At 69.4% G+C, this 26,391-nt stretch carries 24 protein-coding genes and 1 pseudogene; 20 read left to right on the top strand and 5 right to left on the bottom strand.

The window, feature by feature from the left end; all coding sequences use genetic code 11:
• Positions 1-3 precede the first annotated feature (3 nt).
• From P3102_RS08970 to P3102_RS09020, 11 genes and pseudogenes are all read left to right on the top strand, one after another.
• Positions 4-984, top strand: a complete 981-nt coding sequence (locus P3102_RS08970; protein ID WP_276368072.1) for an enediyne biosynthesis protein — start codon at positions 4-6, stop codon at positions 982-984.
• Complete coding sequence (locus tag P3102_RS08975; RefSeq protein WP_276368074.1) at positions 981-2,333, top strand: cytochrome P450; 1,353 nt, start codon at positions 981-983, stop codon at positions 2,331-2,333. The genes P3102_RS08970 and P3102_RS08975 overlap by 4 nt, the downstream gene beginning before the upstream one ends.
• 5 nt (positions 2,334-2,338) lie before the next feature.
• Complete coding sequence (locus tag P3102_RS08980) at positions 2,339-2,896, top strand: DUF5987 family protein (RefSeq protein ID WP_276368076.1); 558 nt, start codon at positions 2,339-2,341, stop codon at positions 2,894-2,896.
• Between the two features lie 73 nt (positions 2,897-2,969).
• Positions 2,970-4,622 (top strand): GMC family oxidoreductase, encoded by a 1,653-nt coding sequence (locus P3102_RS08985; protein ID WP_276368077.1) that lies wholly within the window; start codon positions 2,970-2,972, stop codon positions 4,620-4,622.
• Positions 4,623-4,624: 2 nt separating this feature from the next.
• Positions 4,625-5,576 (top strand): annotated as a pseudogene (locus tag P3102_RS08990) (carboxymuconolactone decarboxylase family protein).
• A 362-nt stretch (positions 5,577-5,938) separates the two neighbouring features.
• Complete coding sequence (locus P3102_RS08995; protein ID WP_276368079.1) at positions 5,939-11,767, top strand: type I polyketide synthase; 5,829 nt, start codon at positions 5,939-5,941, stop codon at positions 11,765-11,767.
• 1 nt (position 11,768) lies between these two features.
• Positions 11,769-12,209, top strand: coding sequence for an acyl-CoA thioesterase (locus P3102_RS09000; RefSeq protein WP_276368081.1), 441 nt, complete (start codon positions 11,769-11,771; stop codon positions 12,207-12,209).
• A 1-nt stretch (position 12,210) separates the two neighbouring features.
• Entirely contained in the window at positions 12,211-12,783 is a 573-nt protein-coding gene (locus P3102_RS09005; protein WP_276368082.1) for a flavin reductase family protein, read from the top strand.
• A 17-nt stretch (positions 12,784-12,800) separates the two neighbouring features.
• Positions 12,801-12,968, top strand: a complete 168-nt coding sequence (locus tag P3102_RS09010) for a DUF6222 family protein (RefSeq protein ID WP_276368084.1) — start codon at positions 12,801-12,803, stop codon at positions 12,966-12,968.
• The gene (locus P3102_RS09015) at positions 12,965-14,671 is read left to right on the top strand and encodes an acyl-CoA carboxylase subunit beta (RefSeq protein ID WP_276368086.1); all 1,707 of its coding nucleotides are present in this window, start codon (positions 12,965-12,967) and stop codon (positions 14,669-14,671) included. Before P3102_RS09010 ends, P3102_RS09015 begins: the two co-directional genes overlap by 4 nt.
• Positions 14,672-14,682: 11 nt before the next feature.
• Entirely contained in the window at positions 14,683-14,874 is a 192-nt protein-coding gene (locus P3102_RS09020; RefSeq protein ID WP_276368088.1) for an acyl-CoA carboxylase subunit epsilon, read from the top strand.
• A 192-nt stretch (positions 14,875-15,066) separates the two neighbouring features.
• On the opposite strand, the gene P3102_RS09025 is transcribed toward P3102_RS09020, so the two are convergent.
• Positions 15,067-15,246, bottom strand: a complete 180-nt coding sequence (locus P3102_RS09025; protein WP_276368089.1) for a hypothetical protein — start codon at positions 15,244-15,246, stop codon at positions 15,067-15,069.
• A 312-nt stretch (positions 15,247-15,558) separates the two neighbouring features.
• Between P3102_RS09025 and P3102_RS09030 the strand changes: the two genes are divergently transcribed.
• From P3102_RS09030 to P3102_RS09065, 8 genes are all read left to right on the top strand, one after another.
• Positions 15,559-15,684, top strand: a complete 126-nt coding sequence (locus tag P3102_RS09030) for a hypothetical protein (protein WP_276368091.1) — start codon at positions 15,559-15,561, stop codon at positions 15,682-15,684.
• A gap of 102 nt (positions 15,685-15,786) precedes the next feature.
• Positions 15,787-16,095, top strand: a complete 309-nt coding sequence (locus P3102_RS09035; protein WP_276368093.1) for a DUF6235 family protein — start codon at positions 15,787-15,789, stop codon at positions 16,093-16,095.
• 264 nt (positions 16,096-16,359) lie between these two features.
• Positions 16,360-16,845, top strand: coding sequence for a DUF6423 family protein (locus P3102_RS09040; protein ID WP_346660189.1), 486 nt, complete (start codon positions 16,360-16,362; stop codon positions 16,843-16,845).
• An 8-nt stretch (positions 16,846-16,853) separates the two neighbouring features.
• Complete coding sequence (locus P3102_RS09045) at positions 16,854-18,173, top strand: FAD-dependent oxidoreductase (RefSeq protein WP_276368096.1); 1,320 nt, start codon at positions 16,854-16,856, stop codon at positions 18,171-18,173.
• Positions 18,166-18,651, top strand: a complete 486-nt coding sequence (locus tag P3102_RS09050) for a DUF6187 family protein (protein WP_276368097.1) — start codon at positions 18,166-18,168, stop codon at positions 18,649-18,651. Before P3102_RS09045 ends, P3102_RS09050 begins: the two co-directional genes overlap by 8 nt.
• Entirely contained in the window at positions 18,623-19,168 is a 546-nt protein-coding gene (locus tag P3102_RS09055; RefSeq protein ID WP_346660171.1) for a carboxymuconolactone decarboxylase family protein, read from the top strand. The genes P3102_RS09050 and P3102_RS09055 overlap by 29 nt, the downstream gene beginning before the upstream one ends.
• Positions 19,169-19,412: 244 nt before the next feature.
• A complete protein-coding gene (locus P3102_RS09060) occupies positions 19,413-19,604 on the top strand; it encodes a hypothetical protein (RefSeq protein WP_276368101.1) in 192 nt (63 codons plus the stop codon).
• 221 nt (positions 19,605-19,825) lie between these two features.
• On the top strand, positions 19,826-20,434 hold the full coding sequence (locus tag P3102_RS09065) for a response regulator transcription factor (protein ID WP_276368102.1): 609 nt from the start codon (positions 19,826-19,828) through the stop codon (positions 20,432-20,434).
• A 59-nt stretch (positions 20,435-20,493) separates the two neighbouring features.
• On the opposite strand, the gene P3102_RS09070 is transcribed toward P3102_RS09065, so the two are convergent.
• Positions 20,494-22,824 (bottom strand): histidine kinase, encoded by a 2,331-nt coding sequence (locus P3102_RS09070; RefSeq protein ID WP_276368129.1) that lies wholly within the window; start codon positions 22,822-22,824, stop codon positions 20,494-20,496.
• A 353-nt stretch (positions 22,825-23,177) separates the two neighbouring features.
• Between P3102_RS09070 and P3102_RS09075 the strand changes: the two genes are divergently transcribed.
• Positions 23,178-23,798, top strand: coding sequence for an L-threonylcarbamoyladenylate synthase (locus P3102_RS09075; protein ID WP_276368131.1), 621 nt, complete (start codon positions 23,178-23,180; stop codon positions 23,796-23,798).
• Between the two features lie 74 nt (positions 23,799-23,872).
• Here P3102_RS09075 and P3102_RS09080 read toward each other — a convergent pair whose 3' ends face one another.
• The 3 genes from P3102_RS09080 to P3102_RS09090 form a co-directional block, all read right to left on the bottom strand.
• Entirely contained in the window at positions 23,873-24,559 is a 687-nt protein-coding gene (locus P3102_RS09080) for a helix-turn-helix domain-containing protein (protein ID WP_276368133.1), read from the bottom strand.
• A 46-nt stretch (positions 24,560-24,605) separates the two neighbouring features.
• On the bottom strand, positions 24,606-25,385 hold the full coding sequence (locus tag P3102_RS09085) for an AfsR/SARP family transcriptional regulator (protein WP_276368134.1): 780 nt from the start codon (positions 25,383-25,385) through the stop codon (positions 24,606-24,608).
• A gap of 167 nt (positions 25,386-25,552) precedes the next feature.
• Complete coding sequence (locus tag P3102_RS09090; protein WP_276368136.1) at positions 25,553-26,158, bottom strand: response regulator transcription factor; 606 nt, start codon at positions 26,156-26,158, stop codon at positions 25,553-25,555.
• Positions 26,159-26,391: the final 233 nt, after the last annotated feature.

A 26,391-nucleotide genomic window follows, 5' to 3' on the forward strand; every position in this document is an offset into this window, starting at 1 on the left:
GTCATGGCTGAGCAGACACTCACCGCACCCAAGAGCAACAAGACGATCACGGCCCTTCGCCGGTTCGCGATCTCGATCACCGTCTTCAACATCATCGGCTACACCGTGCTCGGTTTCGAGCAGCCCTACACCTATCCGTTCATCGCGCTGGCGACGGCGTACACCACGGAAATCCTGCTGGAGATCATCGGCGCCAGGGCGCAGGGCCGTCCGGTCCGCTTCCGCGGCAACGGGTTCAAGGGGCTGGTGGAGTTCCTTTTCCCGGCACACATCACCGGTCTCGCGCTGAACATGCTGACGTATGTCAACGACCAGGTGCTGGTCATGATCTTCGGTGTGGTGGTCGCCGTCGGTGCCAAGTGGGTCCTCCAGGCCCCGGTGCGCGGCCGGCTCCGCCACTACATGAACCCGTCGAACTTCGGCATCACGATCATCCTGCTGGTGTTCCCGTGGGCGAGCATCGCGCCGCCGTACCACTTCACCGAGCAGGTCGACTCGTGGGTCGGCTGGCTGATCGTCGGCATCATCATCGTGTCGGGCACGGTGCTCAACGCGATGCTGACCCAGCGGATGTGGCTGATCGGCGCCTGGCTGATCACCTTCGCGCTGCAGGCGATCATCCGTGGCCTGGTGTTCGACACCGCGATCCCCGGCGCGCTCGGGATGATGACCGGGGTGGCGTTCGTGCTCTACACGAACTACATGGTCACCGACCCTGGCACCACACCGTCGAAGCCCGCGTCGCAGGTCCTGTTCGGTTCGGGGGTGGCGATCGCCTACGGGTTCTTCATGGTGGTCCACGTGGCGTATGGCCTGTTCCTCGCCACCGCCCTGGTCTGCCTCATCCGCGGGATGTTCCTGTGGGGCCTGCACTTCTCCAAGAAAGCGACCGAGAAGTGGGAGGCCGACCAGGCGAAGTCGGCCGAAGTCACCAGCCTCCCGAAGCCGGCCGAGAAGCCGGAAACCGGGGCCGTGGCGGCATGACCCACGAGGCGGAACTCAGCCGGGCGGCGCGTCCCGTGCCGCCCGGCCCGCCGCGCCGGGCGACCTTCGGTCTGCTGAAGAAGCTCTTCACCGACCGGCTGGCGCTCATGTCGGATTCGGCGGAGGCGCACGGGGACGTCGTCCGGATCGCGATCGGGCCCAAGACGATGTACCTGGTGAACCACCCCGAGCTGGCGAAACACGTGCTCGCGGACAACGCGGCCAACTATCACAAGGGAATCGGCCTCCAGGAGGCGAGGCGGGCGCTCGGCGACGGGCTGCTCACCAGCGACGGCGACGTCTGGAAGAAGCAGCGCCGGACCATCCAGCCGGTGTTCCAGCCCAAGCGGATCGCGCGGCAGGCCTCGGTCGTCGCGAACGAGGTCGAACGGCTCGTGAAACACTTGCGGGACACCGAGGGGCCGGTGGAGATCCTGCACGAGATGACCGGGCTGACGCTCGGGGTGCTCGGCAGGACGCTGCTCGACGCGGACCTCGGCGGCTTCACGTCGCTGGGGCACTCCTTCGAGGCCGTGCAGGACCAGGCGATGTTCGAAGCGGTGACGCTGAGCATGGTCCCGCAGTGGGCGCCGCTGAAGAAACAGCTGCGGTTCCGGGAATCGCGGGCCGATCTGCGCCGGATCGCCGAGGAACTCGTCGAGCAGCGGCTGGCGAATCCGGTCGAGGGTGGCGAGGACGTGCTGTCCCGCCTCATCGCGACCGACGGGACCCGCGAGCAGATGCGGGACGAGCTCATCACCCTGCTGCTCGCCGGGCACGAGACGACGGCGAGCACCCTGGGCTGGGCGTTCCACCTGCTCGACGACCATCCCGGCGTCGCGGCGAAACTCCGTGCCGAGGCCGACGCGGTGCTGGGTGACCAGCTGCCGACGCACGACGATCTGCACCGGTTGCCGTACACGGCGAGGGTGGTCGAAGAGGTCATGCGGCTGTACCCGCCGGTGTGGCTGCTGCCGAGGGTGGCGCAGGCCGACGACGAGATCGGCGGCTATCACATCCCGGCGGGATCCAACGTCGTCGTCGTGCCCTTCACCCTGCACCGGCATCCGGCGTTCTGGCCGGAGCCGGAGAAGTTCGACCCGGACCGGTTCGATCCGGACCGGCCGAGCGGACGGCCCCGCTACGCCTACATCCCCTTCGGCGCCGGGCCGAGGTTCTGCATCGGCAACAGCCTCGGCGTGATGGAGGCCGTTTTCGTGCTGACGATGGTCCTGCGCGACCTCGAACTCAGGAAGGTCCCAGGCTACGACGTGGTCCCCGAGGCGATGCTGTCGCTGCGGGTCCGCGGCGGGCTGCCGATGACCGTGCACACCAGGAACAGGAGGTAGGTTCCGTGGATTCGGACGAACAGGTCGAGGTGTCCACTTTGGAGGCCTACGCGGACACGATCGTGCCGGGGGAGAAGCGGTTTCCCGGGGACCACGCGATCGCCGGCGCGTCACCGGGGCCGGGCGCGGTCGTGGCGGGCGCGCTCGAGCTGCTGCACACCGAGGCGACCGGGGTGACCGTCGGGCTGCCCTATCTGGCCCAGGCGCTCAACGAGCACGCGAAGATCTACGCCGAGCAGCGCGCCCTCGAACTCGACAAGGGGTTGCCGACGTTCGTCGCACTGTCCTTCGTGGACAGGACGGCGCTCGTGCGGTCGCTGACCGCGCCGGGGCATCCGGAGAAGGACGGCTGGGTCAGCCTCGCCTTGTTCTGCAACATGTCCTTCGACAGCGCGGCGCACAAGCACACCGCCGAAGCGATCGCCGAGGGACATCCCGGCCTGCTGGCGATGGGGTACACCGCGCCGGACGAAGACGGCCTGTGGCGGTTCCCGAAGTTCTCCTATCGTCGCGAACTGGCGCGACTCCACCCTGACACCACGCCTTCCGGGAGTCCCGCATGAGCGAGCCTGCGAGCGAATCATCGACACAGTGCCCGTTCATGCGACGCAAAGGGACCGACTACGAGGAGAAGGCATGAACGCTCACGACGAGACCGACGTCGTCATCGTCGGCAGCGGATTCGGTGGCTCCATCCCCGCCTATCACTTGGCCGCGGGCGGGGCGAAGGTCACCGTGCTGGAACGCGGGCCGTGGCTGGAGACGAAGGAGTTCGAGCACGACTACCTGCTCGGCTCGTCCTACACCAGGGCCTTCGATTTCGTCGTCGGCGACGGGATGAGCGTCCTCGGCGGGAACTGCGTCGGCGGCGGCAGCGTGGTGTACTTCGCCGCGATGCCGCGTGCGCCGAAGTTCGTGTTCGAGCGACATGGCGGCATCGGCCGCCGGATGTGGCCTTCGGTGCTGACGCGTGACACCCTGGAGCCTTGGTATGACCGGGTTTCGGAGTCGCTTCCGGTGTCCACACAGGACTGGAACGACGTCTCGTACGCGGGCGGGCTGTGGGCGGCGTTGTGCGACCACTCCGGCCGGACCGCGAACCCGGCGCCGGTCGCGGTGGACAACGACCGTTGCGTGAACTGCAACTTCATGATGGCGGGCTGCCGGTTCGACGCGAAACGCTCGCTGCTGACCAACTACCTGCCCGCCGCGCTCGCGCACGGTGCGAAGATCCGGCCACTGCACGAGGTCCAGCGGATCGAGCGGATCGACGACGGCGACTACCGCGTGCACTTCAACGTCGTCGACGACACGGACTACCGGGCGCGGACCGGCAGCGGGACGATCGACGCGAAGGTCGTCATCATCGCCGCGGGCGCCGGCGCGACCCCGGTGATCCTGCAGCGTTCGGAGGCGGCGCTGGGCACCATGCCGCACGCGGTCGGCCGGTACTTCTCGGGCAACGGTGAGCGGCTCAACACCGCGATCATCGACGAGGAGCGGGTCCGCGAGGTGCTCGGACTGTCCCGTGAGGACGGCAAGGTCTACGAGGCCAACCACATCGGCAAGGGCCCGACCGTGGCGAACTGGGACAAGCTCGACGGTTCGCTTCCGGAGTACGAGCGGTACTCGCTGGAGCAGTTGTACTTCCCGCCGGGGCTTGGCACGATCCTCGCGCAGGTGCCCGACGGGGACGAGCCGCGCTGGTTCGGCGCGCAGAAGAAGGAGATCCTCAAGAAGTGGTCGTCCTGGCTGACCATCTTCCTGATGACCGAGGACGACAACGAGGGTGTCTTCGGCGCGCCGCCGCCCACCGGCAACGCCTACCGCATCTCCCAGCAGATGCTCGGCCGCGGGCCGCTGAAGTACGACCCGACGCCGAACACCCTGCACGGCTGGTCGCTGGCCGACGCGGAGTGCAAGGAGATCCTCGAAAAAGACGGCTTGGCGAAGGTGGCGCCGTGGACCAACGACGTCGTCGGCGCGTACACCGTGCACCCGCTGGCGTCGTGCCGGATCGGTGACGACCCGGAGACCTCGGCGCTGCACCCGAACCACGAACTGCGCGACCATCCCGGCATCTTCGTGACCGACAGCGCCTCCGTGCCGGGCGCGCTGACGGTGAACCCGGCGATGACGATCGCGGCGCTGGCCGAGCGTTCGGTGCCGGGCATCGTGCGGGCGTTGCAGGCGCGCGGTGTCGACGTCACGTACGGCGCGCCCGCTCCGGACGGCTCGATCACCGGACGGCGTGCGGTGAGTAAGCTGTCGCTGGTGGCCGGGAGCTGAGCATGGCACCCGTGCTGGTGAGACTCGCGCTGAGACGGGTGTTGCGCGAAGTCCGGTACGTCCGGCCGGTTCCGTACGGCCGGGCGACCGGGCTCGTGCGCGACGTCTACCGTCGGCTGGAGCGCGAATTCGGCATGCTGGCCCCACCGGTGGCACTGCATTCGCCGTCACCGACGGTGCTCGCGGCGAGCTGGGTGATGCTGCGGGAATCGCTGGTGGCGGCGGGGGCGACGAGCAGGGCGGATCGTGAGGTCGTCGCGACACTGGTGTCGCGGGCGAACTCGTGTCCGTACTGTGTCGAGGTCCATGGGATGGCCCTGGCTTCGCTCGGGCGCTCCTCGGAGGCTTCGGCGATCGCCGAAGGACGCCCCATCGCGGATCCGTTCGCCGGGGAGCTGTCCGTGGCGGCCAGAGCGGAGCTGACCGCGGTCGCGTTCACGTTCCACTACCTGAACCGGATGGTGAGCGTGTTCCTCGGACCGTCGCCGCTGCCCTCGACCGTGCCGGACTCGGCGCGGTCCAGGGCGAAGGCCGTCCTGGGGCGGCTCCTTCGCCCGGCGTCGGAGGCCTTGCCCGGAGAGTCGTTGGACCTGCTGTCGGCAGGGTCACGGGATTTCTCCTGGGCCGCGGGGAATCCGGTCGTGGAGGACGCGTTCTCCCGTGCTTCGTCGGCCTTCGCCTCGCTGGCGGTGCCTTCGGCGGTACGGGACACCGTGGCACGAGAGCTGTCCACATGGGACGGTTCCGCGCCAGGGCTGAGTCGTTCCTGGGTGGACGCCTTCGACGATCCCGCGGTCCGGCTGGCCTTGGTGGTGGCGAAGGCGCCTTATCAGGCCGACGACGCTTTGGTGGCCGCCGCGGGAATGGGGGGATCGAGAACTGGTCGAGCTCGTGGGGTGGACGAGTTTCGCCGCCGCGGCTCACCGCGTCTCGCTCACGCCCGTTCGCGAGTAGTCACCTGCCGGCTGCCTTGGCCCGTATCCAGGCCAGCCCAGGAGAAGACGCCGAGCCGCCGGACGGGCGATCCTGAGTGGACGGATCGAGCGCCTCGAGGAAGCAAGCCGGGAGCACCGGCTTCGCCCGCGAGCAGGCTGCCCTGGGCGGCTCGGCCCGCAGGTCACGGCGGCCGCCACGGAACGCGCTTCCGTGGCGGCCGCCGGATTCGTCGGCCCGCCTTCAACAACATGAGAGAAGACTTCTCGCCCTGCTCCGGTTCATGCTTGACCGGACTGCAGATGCGGACGGCCACCGTTTTCCCGGTGCCGGGCCGCCGGTTCCGTGACTTGAGTGGTTGAGAGCTAGGGGAGTGCGGTGGCATGAGCGTTGAGCGGATTTCGATTGTCGGTATCGGTCTCCGATACCCGGACGCCGGTTCCCCGGAAGAACTGTGGGAGAACGTCCTCGCCGGCCGCCGGGCGTTCCGGAGACTGCCCGACGAGCGGATGAACCGCGAGGACTACTACTCGCCCGACCCGAAGGCCCCGGACCGTTTCTACGCCCAGAAGGCCGCTGTACTCCGGGATTACGAGTTCGACCGGATCAAGTACAAGGTCGCGGGCAGTACGTTCCGCTCGACCGACACCACGCACTGGCTCGCCCTCGACGTCGCCGCGCAGGCGCTGGCGGACGCGGGTTTCCCCGAGGGGGACGGGCTGCCGCGGCCCAGCACCGGTGTGGTCATCGGCAACAGCCTCACCGGCGAGTTCTCGCGGGCCAACATCATGCGGCTGCGCTGGCCGTACGTGCGCCGGACCATCGCGGCGGCACTCGCCGGGCGCGGCTGGGCCGAGGGCGACACCGCCGCGTTCCTCCACGATCTCGAAGCGCAGTACAAGGCGCCGTTCCCCGCTATCGACGAGGACACGCTCGCGGGCGGGCTGGCGAACACGATCGCCGGCCGGGTCTGCAACTTCTTCGACTTCGGCGGCGGCGGTTTCACCGTGGACGGTGCCTGCTCGTCGTCCCTGCTCTCCGTGGTCACGGCGGCGAACGCGCTTTCGGAGGGCGACCTCGACGTCGCCGTCGCGGGCGGTGTCGACTTGTCGATCGACCCGTTCGAGGTGATCGGGTTCGCCAAGACCGGCGCGCTCGCCAAGCGGGAGATGAAGGTCTACGACGCCGATTCCAACGGTTTCTGGCCCGGCGAGGGTTCCGGCATGCTCGTGCTCATGCGCGAGGAGGACGCCATCGCGCAGGGCAAGCGGATCTACGCCACCATCGGCGGCTGGGGTGTCTCCTCCGACGGCAAGGGCGGGATCACCCGGCCCGAGGCGTCGGGTCACCGCCTCGCGCTCAAGCGGGCCTACGAGAAGGCGGGCTATGGGGTCGAGACCGTCTCCTACTTCGAAGGACACGGCACCGGGACCGCGCTGGGCGACGCCACCGAGATCGAGGCGCTTTCCACCGCCCGCCGCGACGCCGACCCGCTCGCCGACCGCGCCGCGCTGAGCACGATCAAGGGCAACATCGGCCACACCAAGGCCGCGGCCGGGGTCGCGGGGCTGATCAAGGCCGCACTGGCGGTCTACCACCAGGTCATCCCGCCCGCGACCGGCCATTTCGAACCGCACGAGTCGCTGACCGGCGACTCCGCGCGGATGTACGTCCCGGCCGAAGCCGGGCTGTGGCCTTCGGACCACCCGGTCCGCGCGGGGGTCTCCGCGATGGGGTTCGGTGGCATCAACTCGCACGTCACCGTCACCGAAGCGCCGGGTGCGGCGCGGCGCAAGGAACTCGACGAGAAGACCCGGTCGCTGGTCGCCGGACGGCAGGACAGCGAACTGCTGCTCCTCGACGCCGACGACGCCGCGTCGCTGCGCGGCAAGGTGACCGGCTTGCTGGAGGTCGTGCCGAAGCTGTCGTTCGCCGAACTCGCGGACCTCGCGGGCATGCTTTCCGCGGAGCTGTCCGGGAAGTCGGTCCGCGCCGCGGTCGTCGCGGTCAATCCGGAGGACGCCGAGCGCAAGCTGGCCAAACTCCTCGACCTCCTGGGCGAGGGAGAGCCGGAGGTCTTTTCGTCCCGCGAAGGCCTCTTCGCCAGTGCGCGTTCGACGGCTCCGAAGATCGGTTTCCTGTTCCCCGGTCAGGGATCCGGGCAGGGCACGGTCGGCGCGTTGCGCAAGCGCTTCGGGCACGCCGACGACATCTACCGCGCGGCTGGCCTGTCCGCCGGTGCCGACCAGGTCGCCACCGACGTCGCGCAGCCGCGGATCGTCACCGGCTCGCTCGCCGGGCTCCGGGTGCTGAAGAGCCTCGGCATCGAGGCGCGGACGGCCGCGGGGCACAGTCTCGGTGAACTGACCGCACTGCACTGGGGCGGCGCGCTCACCGAACGCGAAGTCCTCCGGCTGGCCAAGATCCGCGGCAAGGTGATGGCGAGCGCGAGCGACGGAAACGGTGCCATGGCGGGTATCGCCGCCGGCCCGGGGGTCGCCGAGCGGCTCGCCGAGGGCGAAGAAGTCGTCATCGCGGGGTACAACGCTCCCGAGCAGACCGTGCTTTCCGGACCGGCGGAGGCGATCGACCGGGTGGTCACCCGTGCTCGCGCGGAAGGCGTCACCGCCACCCGCATCAACGTCTCGCACGCGTTCCACTCGCCCGCGGTCGTGCCGGCGGCCGAGGCGATGACCGGCGAACTCGCCACGTTCGACTTCGCCCGGCTCGACCGGCCGGTCGTCTCCACGGTCACCGGCGACGTCCTGCACGCCGCCGAAGACCTGCGTGACCTGCTGCGCGACCAGGTGGTCCTGCCGGTCCGCTTCCGTGAGGCGGCCGCGAAGGTCGCCGAGCGCAGCGACCTCGTGATCGAGGTCGGCCCCGGCCGCGTGCTCACCGGACTGTTCGGCGCGATCGCGCCCGGCACCCCGGCACTCGCGATCGACACCGACAGCCCGACGCTGGTTTCGGTGCTGAAGGTGGCCGGTGCCGCGTTCGCGTTCGGCACCCCGCTGGAGACCTCCGCGCTCTTCGACGGCCGCGTCGTGCGGGCACTGCCGGTGGACGGGAAATTCTCGTTCCTCACCAGCCCGTGCGAGGCAGCGCCGTCCATCGACGCGGAGCTGGCCCGCGACCGGGTCGCCGAACCCGCCGAGGCCACGACCGGGACGGCGTCGCCGACCGGCGACAGCAGCACCCTCGAACTGCTGCGGAAACTGGCTTCCGAGCGGGTCGAACTGCCGCTCGAAGCGGTCACCGCCGACACGCATCCGCTCGACGACCTGCACCTTTCGTCGATCACCGTCGGTCAGCTGGTCAACGACGTGACCCGGGCGCTCGGCCGTCCGGCGCTGGAGGGCATGCCGAACTTCGCGACCGTCTGCCTCGGCGAACTCGCCGACATGATCGACGAACTCGCGCAGACCGCCAAACCCGCCGACAGCAACCAGGCCGAGGTCGCCGGGGTGGGGCCGTGGGTCCGGCCGTTCGCGGTGGAGTACGTCGTCGCGCCGAAGCCGTCACCCGACCTCACGCCGGGCACCGTCGGCCTCTCGCAAGCGGAGTGGACGGCGTTCTCCCCGGAGGGGCATCCGCTGGCCGAGCCGCTGCGCTTGGCGCTGGCCACCGCGGGCGTCGGCGACGGTGTCCTCCTGTGCCTGGACGAGGACAGCGATTCCGGTGACGTCGGCTTGTTCCTGGACGCGGCCCGCGCGGTGCTGGCCGCGCCCAACGGCACGCGGTTCGTCGTGGTGCAGCACGGTCTCGGTGCTTCCGGCCTGGCGAAGACGCTGCGGCTGGAGGACCCGTCGGCCCGGACCACGATCGTCGACCTCGCCGACGTCCGCCCGGCCGACCCCGGCGCCGTCCGCGCCGCGGTGTCCACCGTGGTCACCGAGGTGGCGGCGACCGGCGACTTCAGTGAAGTCCGCTACGACGCCGCAGGAATCCGCACGGTGCCGAAGCTCGGCGCCCTGACCCCGGCCGAGACACCGGCGACCCCGCTGGACACCGGCGACGTCCTGCTCGTCACCGGTGGCGGCAAGGGCATCACCGCGGAGAGCGCTCTGGCGCTGGCCAAGGATTCCGGCGCGAAACTCGCGCTGCTCGGCCGGAGCGACCCGGCCGACGACGCCGAACTGTCGGAGAACCTCGGCCGGATGGCGGCGGCGGGCATCACCTACCGCTACGAACGCGCTGACGTCACCGACGCCCGCCAGGTGGCCGACGCCGTCAGCCGGATCCAGGACGGGTTCGGCCCGGTCACCGCGGTACTGCACGGCGCGGGCCGCAACGAGCCCGCCGCGCTGTTCTCCTTGACCGAGGAGACCTTCCGCAAGACGCTGGCGCCGAAGATCGGCGGCCTCAACGCCGTCCTCGACGCCGTCGACCAGGACAAGATCAAACTGCTGGTGACCTTCGGCAGCATCATCGGCCGGGCGGGGCTGCGTGGTGAGGCGCACTACGCCACGGCCAACGACTGGATGACGGAACTGACCGTCCGCTTCGGCCGGGAGCACCCCCGAGCCCGCGCGATCGCCCTCGAATGGTCGGTCTGGTCCGGGGCCGGGATGGGCGAGAAGCTCGGCGTCGTCAGTGCTTTGCTGCGCGACGGCATCACCCCGATCCCGACCGAGGAGGGCATCGAGATCCTTCGCCAGGTCGTCGGCGACCCGGCCGCCCCGTCGGTACTGGTCGTCTGCGGCCGGACAGCGGGCCTGGTCACCCTGCCGGTGGAGAAACGCGAACTGCCGCTGACCCGGTTCGTCGACCGCGCCGTCGTGCACTACCCGGGGGTCGAGCTGATCACCGAGGCCGACCTCTCCGCGGGCAGCGACCCGTATCTCGCCGACCATCTGCTCGACGGTCAGCTGCTGTTCCCGGCGGTGATCGGGATGGAGGCGATGACCCAGGTCGCCAAGGCCGCGCTGGGCGCGGAAACCCTGCCGGCGCCGGTGTTCTCCGACGTCGAGTTCCTGCGCCCGATCATCGTCTCACCGGGCGGGTCGACCACGATCCGGCTCGCCGCGCTGGCCAGGGACGCCGAAACGGTGGACGTGGTGCTGCGCAGCGGGGAGACCGGGTTCAGCGCCGACCACTTCCGCGCCCGGCTGCGCTTCTCCCGGCCGGATCCACTCGGGGAGACCGTCGTCCGCGACGTCGCGCTGCCGCCGGTCCCGGTCGACCCGACGACCGAGCTGTACGGCACCGTCCTGTTCCAGGGCAAGCGATTCCAGCGGGTCACCGGATATCGCCGGGCCGGTGCGCGGCACGCGGTCGCGGAGATCGCGACCGGCGCCGAGGTCGACTGGTTCGCGCCGTTCCTGCCGCAGGAACAGCTTCTGGCCGATCCGGGCACCCGCGACGCCATGATGCACGCGATCCAGTGCTGCGTCCCGGACGCCACCCTGCTGCCGCAGGGGATCGAGCGGCTGTACCTGGCCGAACCCGGCGAGCAGGACCCGGAGTACGTGCTCCTCGACGCCCGCGAGCGTTCGCAGGACGGCGACAGCTACCTCTACGACCTCGACGTCCGCAACCCCGACGGGAGGCTGGTCGAGCGGTGGGAAGGGCTGAAACTGCGCGCGGTGCGCAAACGCGACGGTGCAGGGCCTTGGGTCCCCTCGATGCTCGGGTCCTATTTGGAGCGTTCGGTCGAACGACTGCTCGGCTCGTCCCGCGCGGTCGTCGTCGAACCGGACCCGGTGGGCGTTTCCGTGGAGACCACGCCGGAACGACGGGCGCAGACGGCCTTGGCCGCCGGTCGCGCCGTCGACACCCCGCTCGAGATCCGTTACCGGCCGGACGGGAAACCGGAGGCCGACGGGGTCGAGGTCAGCGCGTCGCACAGCGCCGGACTCACCCTGGCGATCGCGGGCGACGGCCGGATCGCCTGCGACGTCGAGACGGCGATCGAACGGACGCCGCAGGACTGGGCGGGGCTGCTCGGCGAGGACCTGCTTTCGGTGGGCGAACTGCTCGCCGCGGACACCCGCGAGCCGCTTTCGGTCGCGCACACCAGGGTCTGGAGCGCGCTCGAATGCGTGCGCAAGACCGGGGACATGACACAGGCACTCACCGTGCACCGGGTCGATCCGGACGGCTGGGCGGTGCTCTCGCACGGTGCCGCCCGCATCGCCACCTGGGTGACGACGGTCAACGACCGGACCGATCCCGTGGTCTTCGCGGTGCTCCAGGGAGAGGGAAACTGACATGGCCGACTATTACGAGATCCTGCACACGGTCGGATTCGAAGAGACCAACCTGGTCGGCAACGTCTACTACGTGAACTACGTGCGCTGGCAGGGCCGGTGCCGCGAGATGTTCCTGAAGGAGAAGGCGCCGGCGGTGCTCGAAGAGGTCCGCCGCGACCTGAAGCTCTTCACGCTCAAGGTGGACTGCGAGTTCTACGCGGAGATCACCGCGTTCGACGAGCTCTCCATCCGGCTGCGGCTGGAGGAGCTGACCCAGACCCAGATCCAGTTCACCTTCGACTACGTCCACCTCACCGACGAGGGGGAGCGGCTGGTGGCGCGCGGACGGCAGCGGATCGCGTGCATGCGCGGCCCCAACACGGCGACCGTCCCCAGCCGGGTGCCCGAGCAGTTGCGTGAGGCACTGGCCCCGTACGCCGTCGACGGCAAGGGGGAGTGACGTGGGCGAGGTGGAGGAGCCTTCGCGGCCGGTGCTGAAACGCCTGCCGACACCCGCCGCGCGACGGCGGCTGTCCGCGCAGTCCGGGTTGCGGGAGGTGATGGGCCAGTTCGCCACCGGGGTCACCGTGCTGACCGCCGGGGGCGAACGGGCCCACGGGATGACCGCCAACGCCGTCACCTCCGTGTCACTGGAGCCGCCGATGGTGCTGTGCTGCGTTTCCCGCGCGGCCCGGATGCACGAGGCGATCGTGACGGCGGGGTCGTACGCGGTCACGGTGCTGGCGTCGGACCAGAAGGAGCTGGCGAAGTACTTCGCGGACTGGCGCCGCCCGGCCGGGCTGGCGCAGTTCGACCCGGTGGACTGGACGGCGGGGCCGCGGACCGGCGCCCCGCTGCTCGACGGCGCGCTGGCGTGGCTGGAATGCGAGCTGGCGGAGGTCTACGAGGGCGGTGACCACTCGATCTTCCTCGGCAAGGTGGTCGCCTCCAGCCGCGGCACCGCGCAGGACTCGCTGGTCTTCTACAGCGGCGGCTACCACCAGATCGACGGCCGGATCCGGGCATCGGCCTGACAGGGAGAGGAATTGTCATGACCATCAACGAATCCGCCACATCCGCCCCGGTGTCCTCGACCGAACGACCGCCGGTGGTGACCACGATGCCCCGGCTCGGGCGTGGGGTGTGCTGGCGCGACATCGAGCGGGAGATCGAACTCGACGAGCTCGAGCGCGAGGCCAGGCTCAGGGAGGCGGCGTGACCCTGCAGGGCGATCCGGGCGCTCAGCGCGCGGAGGACTCCGAGGTGGTGCCGCTGCCGGAGGACCGGCTGCGGCGCCCCCGGCTCCCGCGGGCGACCGACGGGCGGGTGATCCCGCTCGCCAGGGGCACCGAACCGGTCTGGGCGACCGCCGAACCGACGATGCCGTTGCTGCGCACCCAGCGCGACGAACTGCGCGAGCACATCGTCGACGGACGGCTCGACGGCGTCCGCCGGCAGCATTCGCTCGGAAAGCACACCGCGCGTGAACGGCTGGATCTGTTGCTGGACCCCGATTCCTTCACCGAGGTCGAGCTGTACCGGCGGCATCAGGCGAGTGGGCTCGGGCTGGCGGAGAACCGGCCGTACACCGACGGGGTGATCGCCGGCTCGGGCACCATCGACGGACGGCGCGTGTTCGTCTATGCGCAGGACTTCACCGTCTTCGGCGGTTCGCTCGGCGAGGCGCACGCGGCGAAGATCCACAAGGTGATGGATCTGGCCATCGCCACCGGTTCGCCGCTGATCGGGCTCAACGACAGCGGGGGAGCGCGGATCCAGGAAGGCGTCATGGCGCTCAACGGCTACGGAGGCATCTTCCGCCGCCAGGTCGAGGCGTCCGGTGTCATCCCGCAGATCAGCGTGGTGCTGGGGCCGTGCGCGGGCGGGGCGGCGTATTCGCCCGCCCTCGCGGACTTCGTCTTCATGGTGCGCGACACCGCCCGGATGTACCTGACCGGGCCGGACGTGGTCGAGACCGTGACCGGGCAGCGGGTCAGCCACGACGAACTGGGCGGTGCGGACGTGCACGGCGCGTCCTCCGGCGTGGCGACCGTGGTGCACGACGACGAGGAGAGCTGCCTCGCCGACGTCCGGTACCTGGTCTCGCTGCTGCCGTCGAACTACTTGGAGCCCGCGCCCCGTGAGCCCGCCCGGGACGCGGGCAAGGACCGGCGGCCGAGGTTCGCCGAGCTCGTCCCGGTGGAGCCGAACAAGCCCTACGACATGCGGGACGTGTTCACGGAACTGACCGACGACGGCGAATTCTTCGAGCTGCACGAGCGATGGGCGCGGAACGTGCTGTGCGCGCTCGCGCGGATCGACGGGCGCGTGGTCGGCCTGGTCGGCAACCAGCCGGTGGTGTTCGCCGGCGTGCTCGACGGTCCCGCTTCGCAGAAGGCGGCGCGGTTCGTGCGGTTCTGTGACGCTTTCGGCATCCCGCTGGTGACCCTGGTGGACGTCCCGGGTTTCCTGCCGGGGGTGGAGCAGGAGCACTCCGGGATCATCCGGCACGGCGCGCAGCTGCTGCACGCCTACTGCGAGGCGACCGTGCCGCGGATCCAGGTCATCCTGCGCAAGGCCTACGGCGGCGCGTACATCGTGATGGACTCGCGGTCCATCGGCACCGACCTGTCGCTGGCGTGGCCGACCAACCAGATCGCCGTGATGGGCGCCGAGGGCGCGGTCAACGTGCTGTTCCGCAAGGATCTCGCCGTCGCGCCCGATCCGGACGCGTTGCGCGCCCACCTGGTCGCCGAGTACACCGAGGAGTTCATGAACCCGCAGTACTCGGCGGAACGCGGGCTGGTCGACGACATCATCGACCCCGCCGACACTCGGTCCGCCGTCGCCAGGGCGCTGGACATGCTGCAGGACAAGCGCAAGGCGGCACCTCAGCGCAAACACGGCAACCATCCGATCTGACCGGGGGCACCATGTCACCGTCCGAAAAGGACAGTGTGCCGGTCTTCCGGGTCCTGCGGGGGGACCCGGAAGACGCCGAACTGGCGGCGCTCGTCGCCGTCTTCACCGCACTCGCTTCGGCCGCGCCTCCGCCCGCCGCGCCGGCGCGGTCCGCCTGGTCGTCCCGGACCCCGGCGACCTGGCGCACGTCGGTCCTGCGCTGAGGGCCGTCACGGGCGCGGCAGGGCTCGCAACACGACACGTTCGCCCTGCTCTCGACAGCGAACCATTCTAACCACTCGTGAACCGCGCATCCAGGCTCCAGCCGGACATTTCGCCACGCGAAGGGTCCTCGTGGACACGCGGGGCGCGGCATACTCCCGTCCGCGCCCGGAGCCACGCCGAGACGAGCCCGCTCACGCGGTGAGCCGTCGCGCGGCTTCGGTCTCCCGCCGCGGTGGATACGTGCTGTGACAGGGGTGCACGGCGACGTAGAGGACGCCGCCGTCCATCACCGCCTCCAGGTCCGTTCGCTCCCCGGACTCGAACGGGCCCCCGCAGACCGCGCAGGTCCGCTGCCGTTCCGCCGCGCTCACTGCCGGTCCCGCTGTTCGGGGACGGCCGGGTCGGGCCACGACAGGCCCGGCAGGTCGACGTCGAGTTCGTCGTCGGCGTAGATCTCGTACGGGTCGAGGCGCTCGGTCATGGTGTGCTCCTTGGTTTTTGGATACCACAAGGGCACTACCGGCACCCCCTCGCCGGCGACTTTTTCCTTGCTCGGCACGAGCCGCCGGCGTCCTCGAGCGCGTCACGACCGGCTCCCGATCGGCCGGGTCCATCCTGGTTGTCAAGTGAGTCGTTCATCGAAGGCCGGGAGGAACGCCATGACGGCACAGGTGCGAATTCGAGTGACGGGCGATGAGATCGACCCGCGCGGGACCACTGAGGCCGACGCGACGGCGTTCGTTCCGGAGCCGAGGCGACCCGCCGAGAGCGAGACCTCGGCCGAGCACATCGTGCTCGGTTACAACTAGCTCGACCGGTACGAAAAGCACGGACAAAGAAGACCGCCGGGTATCGTGCGCGCGAGAATGAAGATCGCCCACGACCCGGCCAGACCACGAGGAGGCCTCCGGATGGCTATGCGCCTCCAGCTCACGTCGGGTTTACAGGTGCTGGAAGAATGGGCGATCAATGCTCCGCAGGCCGATCGCAATGTCATCTACGAAGCACTTTTCGCGGTGGCCGACGGATCCGCTTTTCTCATCTACGACATTTTCGGAGACGGCCGCGATCCGCATCAGTTCATCATTCTGGTGAAGCATGATCTCGTCATCCGGATAGGGCTCAGGCGATCCGATTCCTCGTTCGAGATCGTCTACATCGGCGCGCTGGAGCACGGCACACCCGCCGCGACCTGGATCGAGGACTCCGACGGTTCGTGAGCGGGTACCGCTGAACGGCCCAGTCTTCCGGCCGCTCGCCGTCGGCCTTTCGTACCAGCGTGTCGTGCGTTTCTCATCTTGACATCGTCCAGTTCGGCGTGAAATTCTTCCGGTGTTTGGGGATGGGGAATTCCGCCGGGCTGGAATTGTGTTGTCTGTTCTGTTTTCTGTGTTCGGTTCGATGGCTGGAGGGCACAAAAGATGTCATCACCTGAATTTCCGGGATTGGATGTTTCCACCCGGGTGCGCGCACGTGACATTCAGATGGCCGGGGTCGCCGACGTCCGACGGCGGGTGCTGATGATCTCCGGCGCGATCGACACCACCGAGCACGACATTTCGGTCAGCGTCAACCTCCCGGAGCCGGGTCGCTGGCAGGTGATCAAGTCCGAGACCAACCTGACCGACAAGACCTGGGTCGCGATGCAGGTCGTCACCGACGAGGACTCGACCTTCGTCAACGACGCCGAAACCCTCGTGCTTTCCCGGCAGTTCTCGAAGTCGTTCATGACGCCGGACCAGCGCCGCCTCACCTTCTACGACGGTGAGGTCCGGCCGGGCGAGGCCGTGCTCAAGGTGTACTCGCTGGACGCGGGCGGACGGAAGCCGACCTACTCCTACTCCCGCTACAGCCCGATCGCGACCGACACCGCCGAGCAGTCCCGGCAGACCCTGGACGAACTGATCAGCGACGGGATGAAGCAGCGCCCCGTGATCGAGCTGATCGTCCCGGTGACCGTGATCGGCTGAGTACGCCGGTGATCACGTTCGTCCCGGAACCCGGCCTGCTCGCATCGCCGCGCGGGCGGGAGTGGCCGGTCGTCCCCGGCACCCGCGCGGCGGTCACCGCCGCACCACCGTCCGGCGCCGACGTGGTCATCGTCGGCGCGGGCCCGGCGGGGCTCGCGGTCGCTTCCGCGTTGTGGCACCACGGCGTGCGCGACCTCGTCGTCGTCGACCGCGACGGCCGTCCCTGCGGCCGGTTCTTCGACCGGATCGACCTGCTCGGCCAGCGCGTGCTGCGGTCACCGTACGAGCACCACCCCGGCGTCGAGGGTTATCGCGACTGCGAACTGCTGGACTTCGCCCGCCTGCACTGGTCGGTGCTGACACCGGTCGAGCGCCGCGAGATCCGCATGGCGCAGGCCGGGCACCGGTCCGTCGTCCCCGTCGACGTCTTCGCGGCCTACTGCCGTCATCTGGCCGCGAGCCATCACGTCACCGAACGGACCTGGCGTGGTTCGGTGCGCGAGGTGCTGCCGACGTCGGAGGCGGTCACCGTGCGCGCCGACCGGTTCTCCGTGACCGCGCGCCACGCCGTGCTGTGCCTCGGCGAGGAGCGCCGGTCCGCCCCGGACACCTGGTGGGGCGGCGGTCATCCGCCGCGCGGGGTGAGCTACTGGGACGAACCCGTTCCCGGCGGCGGGAAGCGGCTCGCCGTCGTCGGCGCCGGCCTCACCGCCGCGCATCTGCTTTCCAACGGGCTCGCCCAAGGCCGCGAGGTGCACTGGGTGATCCGCGAGCCGGGCGAACGCTACCAGTGCGCCGACGTCAACTCTTCGTTCTTCCGGCCGGAAGGCCGCGCCCGCTTCGACGGCGTGAGCTGGCCGGAACGGCTCGAACTGATGGGCCGCTTCCGGCGCGCGTCGATCATGTTCGAGTTCCGGCCGATGCTCGAGGCCGCCGAGGCCGAAGGACGGCTGATCGTGCATCGTGGCAAGGCGATCACGAAGGTGACACCGGGGGTCGGCCTGCACCTGGAAGACGGTTCGCGGGTTTCCGTCGACCACGCCGTCCTGGCGCTCGGCACCACGCCGTCGATCGGTGACGGCCTGATGCCCGACGAGGCCGTTCTCGACCGCGGCGGCTGGCCGCGGCTGGACGAACGCACTTTCGCCTACCTCGGCGCGCCCCGGGTCTTCGCCGTCGGCGCGGCCGCGGGGATGGCGCTGGGGCCGGCCGCCCGCAACATCGACGGCCACCGTGTCGCCACCGCGCGGGTCGCGGCCGCCGTCGCCGAGAACCTGCGGCGGGAAGCCCCGTCGCGGACGGCCGCGAAGGACGTCGCCCGTGTCTGAGCCGTACGACTCCCGCTTCACCCTGCCGTCGATCGACGACGCTCCCTCGACCGAGTCGGGGGTGATCCTGCTGGGCCTGGACGCCGAGCGCCTGCTGGCCGGTGTCGGGCTCGCACGTCTCGCCGACGAGCCCGCGCTGGTCCTCCTCGCCGTGGACCAGGCCCGGCACGACGCGCTCGACCTGAGCACCGGCGCGCTCGTCGAAGCCGGGATCATCCGCTGGCGCTCCGTGCGCCCGTTGATCGAAGCAGGTCCGGAGAGGACAGCGGCGGGTTCCCTGCGCAGAGAATGGGAACACGCGACCGCGCGGGTCACCGCCACGGTGACCGGGCTGGGACCGGCTTCGGTGGCCTGTCTCGCGGCCTGCTGGCTGCGTCGTGACGACGTCGATGACATGGCCGCGTTCGCCGGACACGGGCGGGCGCCGGAAAAGGGGAGCGATACACACGATGTCCTATCTCGGGTCTTTGCCGACTGACACCACGCTGCTGCAGGTCTTCCGGAAGTTCCCGGCGCCCGCGTCGAAACTGCTGGACCTCCACGAACTGATCATGCGGGCGCCGTCGGCGTTCGGCGCGGGCGAGCGGGAGCTGATCGCGGCCTACGTCTCCGGCGTCAACGACTGCCGGTACTGCCACGGGATCCACACCGTCACCGCGGAGGCTTTCGGCGTGCCGGAGGGGCTTCTGTCGGCCGCGCTGGCCGATCTGGACTCCTCGCCCGTGGACGGGCGCCTGAAGCCCGTCCTGGCGTACGTGGGCAAGCTGACGCGCACGCCGTCCCGGATGACCGACGCCGACGCCGAGGCGGTGTTCGCGGCGGGCTGGGACGAGGCCGCGCTGCACGACGCCGTCCTCGTGTGCGCCCTGTTCAACTTCATGAACCGGATGGTCGAGGGGCTCGGCATCCGCGCAGACGACGCCTACGCGAAGACTTCGGGTTTGCGGCTGAAGGAGGACGGGTACACCGGTCTGGTGAGCCTGCTCGAATCCTGATCCGGCTGTCCACACCGGACACCGTCTCTCGCTGAGACCGGCCGGCCGCTTTCCGTCACCGCCAAGGGTCGCGGTTACTCCGTTCGACAGCCGGGCGCGCGGAAGTGGAGCAGTCGAGGAGAACCTTCCGGCGTAGGCGAAAAGCACATCCCCGCGATGATGCATGGCACTGGCCGCGAACCGGCCCCGGGCAGCACGATTCCCTCATCGAAGGAAAACCACCGAACAGCCTGGGAGCCATTCGATGAAGAACGCTGTGACCGACAACGTCCGCTCGCTCTTCGCCGTCCGGGGGATCGACACCGATTTCGCCGGAAACCAGGTCGATCTGGTGATCGACCGTTTCGACAACTGGACCAATCAGCCGCGTGGTGAGGTCTTCAACTGTTTCACCGGCGCCTGTTGTACCGCTCCGCCACTGGCCGAGGCGAGCTGAACGCACCCCCACCGGACCGCCGTTCGCACCCCGAAGGCGAGCGGCGGTCCGGCAGGTCGACGGAAAGTGGCCCACCGACTGCGGAACCGGTTCGTCCTTCGCCGCTTTCGCCGTGACGTTCCCAAAACCGACCGAACCGACGCACCACCCGAACGGTGGAACGCGTTCCGTCCGGGCGTGTTTATGTTGGGGCCATGGGGTGCGCGTGAGGGGACGGCGCGATGGTGATCAGGGTTCTGGTGGCCGAAGACATGCATATCGTCAGGGGAGCGCTCGTGGCGCTGCTGCGGCTGGAGCCCGACATCGAAGTGGTGTCCGAAGTGGCTTCCGGTGACGAGATCCTCGCCGCCGCGCGGCTTTCCCGGACTCAGGTCGCGGTCATCGACATCGACCTGCCCGGCAAGGACGGGCTCACCGCGGCCACCGAACTCCACGAGCAGCTGCCCGAGGTCAGGACCCTGATCCTGACCAGCCTCGGCAGGCCCGGCACGCTCCGCAGGGCGCTGGCGGCCAAGGTGAACGGGTTCCTGCTGAAGGACGCCCCCGCGGAGAAACTCGCGAACGCCGTACGCGGCGTGGCGGCCGGGCGGAGGATGGTCGACGGCGACCTGGCCCTCGCCGCCTGGGACACCGTGGAATGCCCGCTGACCCCGCGGGAGATCGACGTGCTGCGGCTGACCGCCGAAGGCCGTGACACCCTGGAGGTCGCCGCGAAGGCCTTCCTCTCCACCGGAACCGTGCGCAACTACCTGACCACGATCGTATCGAAGCTCAACGCGCGCAACCGGGTGGACGCGATCCGGATCGCCAGGGACTCCGGCTGGATCTAGCGCCGACCCAGGCGTTGTCTGGATCACGAAGCCCATCGGACAGACTCACAGGACAGCGCCTAAACGGGCACCACGGCGCGCAGCCGGAACCGCCCGTCGGCCTCGACCCCGGCGGTCAGCTCCCCGCCGAGTCCGGCGACACGGTCGGACATGTTCGTGATGCCGCTGCCCGGCGCCTCGATTCGCACCGGCCGCGCCGGCCGCTCCGACTGCGGTGGCCGTCCGTTCTGGACGCCGTCGTTGACGATGTCGAGCGCGACGCCGTTCCCGGTCCGCCGCACGGCGATCTCGCAGCGTTCGACCTTGCTGTGGCGCAACACGTTCGTCACGCCTTCGCGCAGCACCACGGCCAGTACCGTCCGCACGGTCGTCGGCAGGTCGTCCTGCTCGATCTCCAGCCGCACCTGCACGTCGGCGGCCACCAGCACCGCCTGCGCCGACCGCGACTCCTGAGCCAGCGACAGTTCCCGGTAGCCGCTGGCCACCGAGCGGACGTCGGTCAGCGCCTGCCTGGTCAGGCCGAGGATCTCCAGCAGCTCGTCGGAGGCGCGAGTGGTGTCGATGTCCATGATCCGGCTGGTCAGCTCGCTCTTCAGCGCGATCGCCGACAGGCTCATCCCGAGCAGGTCGTGCAGGTCGCGGGCGAACCGCAGCCGCTCCTCGGCGACCGCGACCTCGGCGAGGCGTTTCCTGGTCTCGCCCAGTTCGGTCACCAGCCGGATCAGCCAGATGAGACCGAAGACCATCAGCCCGGTGTTCAGGATGGACGCGAAGCTGTAGAAGCCACCGAGGAAGTCGGTGCCGTAGCCGATCCGGATCAGTACCACCCCCGCTGCGGTCGCGGCGAACGCCGTCCACCCGGCCAGCGGCGGCAGCACCAGCAGCGCGGTGCCGGCGAACAGACTGGGCAGGCTCACCCAGGCGTGTCCGAGCGGGATCAGCGGCAGGAAGATCAAGCAGGCCTGCACGAACAGCAGCGCGTAGCTCTGCCGCGAGCGCAACCGGACGTTCGGCCGGGCGAAATAGGACAGTTGCAGCGTGGTCAACGCGGTGAGGTACCCGGCGATGAGCGTGAGGGCCCAGCCGTCGTCGGTCAGCATGAAGGCCCGGGTCATCGCGGAGAGGCTGAAGATGATGAAGACCGCGGTCATCGTCCATTGGACGTTCCTGGCGTCGATCCGGGACCAGTGGCCGGGCCCCTGCTCCAGCGCCGCCTCGGCGGGCTCGGCCTGTTCGGGCACCGGGAGTTCGGCGTGCAGCCGCCACCGGCCCGCCGCGTCGGGACCCGCGCTGAGCCGCCCGCCGTGCCCGGCGACCTCCTCGGTCACCGCACGCAGGCTGTCCGCCGTCTCCTCCGGGACGTCCTCGTGCGCCGTCCCGTCGTGCACGATCTCCAGCGCGACCCGGCCCCCGGTTTCGCGCACGGTGATCTCGCAGTGCTTGACGCCGGTGTAGCGGAGCACGTTCGTGACCCCCTCGCGCAGCACCTTCGCCAGCAGGGTGCGCAGCTTCACCGGCAGCTCGATCTGCTCGAGGTCGACCCGCACCGCGACGTTCGACGCCGAGAGCAGCGACACCGCGGTCCGTGACTCCTTGTCGAGCGAGAGCTCCCGATAGCCCCTGGCCACCGACCGCACGTCGGACAGCGTCCGCTGGGCGATCCCGGTGATCTCGGCGAGTTCAGCCCGGGCCTGGTCCAGTGACTTGCGCAGCAGCCGGTGCACCAGCTCGCCCTTGAGCGCGATCGCGGACAGGCTGAGCCCGAGCAGGTCGTGCAGGTCCCTCGCGAAGGCCAGCCGCTGCTCGGCGACGGCCCGCCGCGCCAGTTCGGTCCTGGCCTGGTGCAGCTCGTTCACCAGCCGCGCGAGCCAGGTCAGCAGGTACACGACCAAGGCGTAGAAGATCGCGGTGACGCTGTCGAACAACGCCCCGAGCCACGTCTCGTCGTAGGTCCACAGGATCCAGATCGTGCCCGCCATGAACACGGTGAACACGGCCCAGCCCGTCCTCGGCCGGAACAGCAGCAGCGCGCTGCCCGCGGCGAGGGTGGTCAGCGAGCTCAGCGCCGCGTCGAAGTGCAGGGTCGGCAGATAGGCCAGGCACGCCTGCACCACCAGCATGGCTTTCGCGAGCCTGGTGTCCAGGCGGACCGCCGGACGGCTGAAGTACAGCAGCTGAATCGCCAGGACGGGCCCGACGTACAGCACCGCCAGCAGGCCCTGCCAGAAGTCCACCCCGGGCCGCAGCAGTACCGCGAGGAGACCGAACAGGCAGGAGTTGACGAAGACGACGGTGATGATCAGTCCGGCGAGGAACAGCGCCCGCCGGGGGCGCCGGTCGACCCCGGCGGTACCCAGAGGTTCGGCGGTCACCGCGAGCTGTTCCGGCACAGGCACCCCAGAGGTAACAGAAGATGTCTCGGTCCTTGTCGTGCTTCCCCCTGCGTTGGCCTGGCAGGCCGCCGCGCGACCTTCCATCGCCGTGTGCTTCGGATCCTAGCCCATGTTCGTTACCCCGGTTGCCTCTTCCGCGTAAGGGAGGATGACCGGAAGGAAGACGCTTTCCTCGCTGGGGACAAGGAATCCGTCTCGTTCACCCGAGCGGGTGTGGGTTGTTCGTACCTTGAACGCGAGCGCGGAAGACGCCACGATGGAAAACGTGCGCCGATCCGCCGGTTCCACTGTGTACGCCGTCCGGACGGGCTCTCGCGGCGGCAGGGGGTGCGTGGCCTTAAGCTCGGCGCATGGCGAGGTATTTCGACGTGCATCCGGAAAATCCGCAGCGACGCGCGATCGGACAGGTCGTCGACATCCTGCGCGAGGACGGGCTCATCGCGTATCCGACGGACTCCTGTTTCGCCCTCGGCTGCCAGCTGGGGAACCGGCAGGGCATCGACCGCATCCGGAGCATCCGCAAACTGGACGACCGTCATCACTTCACCCTGGTGTGCCAGGACTTCGCCCAACTGGGCCAGTTCGTGCACGTGGACAACGCGGTCTTCCGCGCGATCAAGGCGTCGACGCCGGGCAGCTACACCTTCATCCTGCCCGCGACCAAGGAGGTTCCGCGCCGCCTGCTGCACGCCAAGAAGAAGACCGTCGGCGTGCGCATCCCGGACCACGTGGTCACCCAGGCGCTGCTGGGCGAGCTCGGCGAGCCGCTGCTGTCGAGCACGCTGCTGCTGCCCGACCAGGAGGAGCCGATGACCCAGGGCTGGGACATCAAGGAGCGCCTGGAGCACGTGGTGGACGCGGTGATCGACTCCGGGGACTGCGGGGTCGAACCCACCACGGTCATCGATTTCTCGTCGGGCGAGCCGGAGATCGTACGGCGCGGCGCCGGCGACACCGCACGCTTCGAATGACGCGATTCGGCACCTGCTCGCGCTCGTTGCGTGCGCAAGGACCGCAAGCAGGTGCCGAATGGCGAAGGTCATCTTCAGTGCGTGACGAGCCCTTCGGCCTTCGACGGGGACGAGGGGATGTGGAACAGCCGGGTGAACAGCTCCAGCATCGCCGGGTCGCCCTTGACGGCCACCGCGCCGCAGGTGAGCGCGTTCGCGGCGGCCAGCTCGCCGTTCAGCAGCTTGAGCACGACCGGCCCGCGCGGCTCGATGACCAGGTCCGGCTCCGGGAGCGAGCCCTCGCCCGCCGTCACCGCGCCGTCGTCGATCACCGCGTGGACGATCATCTGGTCGCCGTAGTGGAGCTCGAACGAGCACCGGATGCCACGGGCGGCGTCCGGCTGGAACGTCGTGTACAGCGACAGGATGGCCGCGTCGAGGCTGAACAGGTCGTCGGCCGCCGGGTCGGTCAGCGAACGGGCGCCCCACAGGCCCAGCTGCAGCAGGATCTGGTCGAGGTCGTTGCCGTAGTCGGTGAGCTCGTAGACCACCCCGGCGTCGAGCTGCGGAAGCACCCGGCGCTGGACGACGCCGTGCCGTTCGAGTTCGTTGAGCCGGGTCGACAGGATGCTCGTCGGGATCTTCGGCAGGCCGTGCTGCAGCTCGTCGAAACGCTTCGGGCCGAGCACCAGGTCGCGGATCACGAGCAGGGACCAGCGTTCCCCGATGATCTCGAGCGCGCGGGCGAGGCCGCAGAACTGGCCGTAGGTGCGAGCGGTCATGCTTGACTCCTCAACTTCCTTGATCTGGTGACGGGGTGGTGCTCGTTCAGCGGACGGGATGTCCCTCGGAAAGCAGTTCGCGGTGCAGCTCCCGCAGTTCGGCGCAGGGTTTCACCCCCAGTTCGTCCTCGAGCCGGGTCCGCAGCCACTCGAACGTCGCGAGCGCGTCGCTGCGCCGCCCGCTGAGCCCCAGCGCCCGGATCAGCTGGGCGTGCAGGGTTTCGTCGAACGGGTCGGCGGTGGTCAGCGATCGCAGCACGCCGAGCATCTCCCGGTGGTTCCCGGTGCGGATCTCCGCCTCGATCCACAGGTCGCGGGCGTTGCGCCGATGCTCCAGGAGGTAGACGGTGTAGGCGGCCAAGGTCGGTCCACAGTGGATGTTCGCCAGCGGGGGACCGGACCACAGGTCCAGCGCGGTACGGAACGCGTGCGCGGCCGCCGCGTTGTCGCCTTCGTCCAGCAGGTCGCGGCCGAGGCGGTGCAGCCGGTGGAACTCCGACACGTCGACCACGCCCGCGTCGAGGTCGAGCCGGTACCCCGGCGAGCTGGTGATCAGCAGGCCGCCGGTGCCGTCCGGGTCGAGATGACGGCGGAGGTGATGGACGTAGGTGTGCAGGGTCCGGCGGACACTGCGCGGCGGCGCGTCGTTCCACAGTTCGTGGACCAGCGAGTCGACGTGGACCGTCTTGCCGGGACGGATGAGCAGCATCGCCAGCAGTTGCAGGAGTTTCGGCGTGCTCGGCGCGCGATCGGCCCCGCCGATGTGCAGCTCGAGCGGCCCCAGGACCCTGGCCGTGTCACTCGCTCCGATGGTCATCGCGTGCATCCCCTGCCCCTCCGGCGGACTCCCCCGCAATGACGGTGACAGAGGCGGAACCTTCGGAACAGTGCCGGAAACACCCGGCGTGCGGTGATTTCTTCGTTGCCCCGTATGCGATCGTCACGACGTGGAGCGAAAGACCGGTTGTGGCAGAAGAGAAGACGCGGAAAGGGTCAGAGCCAGTCGGAATCGGTGGCGATGCGGATGGCGTCCACCCGGTTCCGGGCGTTGAGTTTCGTGACCACCGTGGCGAGATAGTTCCGCACGGTCCCCGGTGACAGGAACAGCTCCGCCGCGATGTCGGCGACCGTGCGCCCGTTCGCGGCGAGGCGGAGGATCTCGACCTCCCGCGGTGTCAGCGGGCAATCCTCCGTCTCCCACGCGGACAACGCGAGCTCACTGTCGATGACGCGGCGGCCGATGGCGACCGAGCGGACGGCGTTGGCGAGCTTGTCGGCCGGCGCGTCCTTGAGCAGGAAACCGTTCACCTTCGCGTCGAGCGCACGGCGCACGGTGCCCGGGCGGCCGAGCGAGGTGAGGATCAGCGTGCGGACGCCCGGAAGTTGCTGATAGAGCTCGGTGGCGGCGGCCAGCCCGTCCTTGGCGGGCAGGTCGATGTCGATGATCGCGACGTCCGGCAGATACTCCGCGGCCATCGGGAGGATCTTGTCGCCCGAGCAGACCTCCGCGACGACCTCGATGTCCTGTTCGAGGTTCAGCAGAGCGACCAAGGCGCCGCGGACCATGTGCATGTCCTCGGCCAACAGGACTCGGATCACTCCGACCTCCTCTTCCCCAGAAAACGCGCTAACTCTCAGTGTACATAGCAAACCCGGAAGAGTGAATCTTTCTCGCACGATACAAGGTTGTGCTTTTTTCGGCGGCCTGATCGGCCCGGCGAGGCCCTGATGAGCTGCGACGATAGCCGGGCTTCGAACATGTTGAAACTGAGAGCGGTCGATTACCCGCTGTCAGGTGAGAAGACGGTAAAACTGTCGTCATAAGTGGTTTC

The organism is Amycolatopsis sp. QT-25 (genome assembly GCF_029369745.1).
In the GTDB taxonomy this organism is placed as follows: domain Bacteria; phylum Actinomycetota; class Actinomycetes; order Mycobacteriales; family Pseudonocardiaceae; genus Amycolatopsis.

Bases quoted from the DNA above. Each gene is read 5' to 3' on its own strand.
- P3102_RS09060 (WP_276368101.1), top strand. From the start codon at position 19,413: ATGAAGAACGCTGTGACCGACAACGTCCGCTCGCTCTTCGCCGTCCGG.
- P3102_RS09080 (WP_276368133.1), bottom strand. From the start codon at position 24,559: ATGACCGCTCGCACCTACGGCCAGTTCTGCGGCCTCGCCCGCGCGCTC.
- P3102_RS08985 (WP_276368077.1), top strand. From the start codon at position 2,970: ATGAACGCTCACGACGAGACCGACGTCGTCATCGTCGGCAGCGGATTC.
- P3102_RS09065 (WP_276368102.1), top strand. From the start codon at position 19,826: ATGGTGATCAGGGTTCTGGTGGCCGAAGACATGCATATCGTCAGGGGA.
- P3102_RS09040 (WP_346660189.1), top strand. From the start codon at position 16,360: ATGGCCGGGGTCGCCGACGTCCGACGGCGGGTGCTGATGATCTCCGGC.
- P3102_RS09000 (WP_276368081.1), top strand. From the start codon at position 11,769: ATGGCCGACTATTACGAGATCCTGCACACGGTCGGATTCGAAGAGACC.
- P3102_RS09020 (WP_276368088.1), top strand. From the start codon at position 14,683: ATGTCACCGTCCGAAAAGGACAGTGTGCCGGTCTTCCGGGTCCTGCGG.
- P3102_RS09035 (WP_276368093.1), top strand. From the start codon at position 15,787: ATGGCTATGCGCCTCCAGCTCACGTCGGGTTTACAGGTGCTGGAAGAA.
- P3102_RS09085 (WP_276368134.1), bottom strand. From the start codon at position 25,385: ATGCACGCGATGACCATCGGAGCGAGTGACACGGCCAGGGTCCTGGGG.
- P3102_RS09055 (WP_346660171.1), top strand. From the start codon at position 18,623: ATGTCCTATCTCGGGTCTTTGCCGACTGACACCACGCTGCTGCAGGTC.
- P3102_RS09075 (WP_276368131.1), top strand. From the start codon at position 23,178: ATGGCGAGGTATTTCGACGTGCATCCGGAAAATCCGCAGCGACGCGCG.
- P3102_RS09010 (WP_276368084.1), top strand. From the start codon at position 12,801: ATGACCATCAACGAATCCGCCACATCCGCCCCGGTGTCCTCGACCGAA.
- P3102_RS08970 (WP_276368072.1), top strand. From the start codon at position 4: ATGGCTGAGCAGACACTCACCGCACCCAAGAGCAACAAGACGATCACG.
- P3102_RS08995 (WP_276368079.1), top strand. From the start codon at position 5,939: ATGAGCGTTGAGCGGATTTCGATTGTCGGTATCGGTCTCCGATACCCG.
- P3102_RS08975 (WP_276368074.1), top strand. From the start codon at position 981: ATGACCCACGAGGCGGAACTCAGCCGGGCGGCGCGTCCCGTGCCGCCC.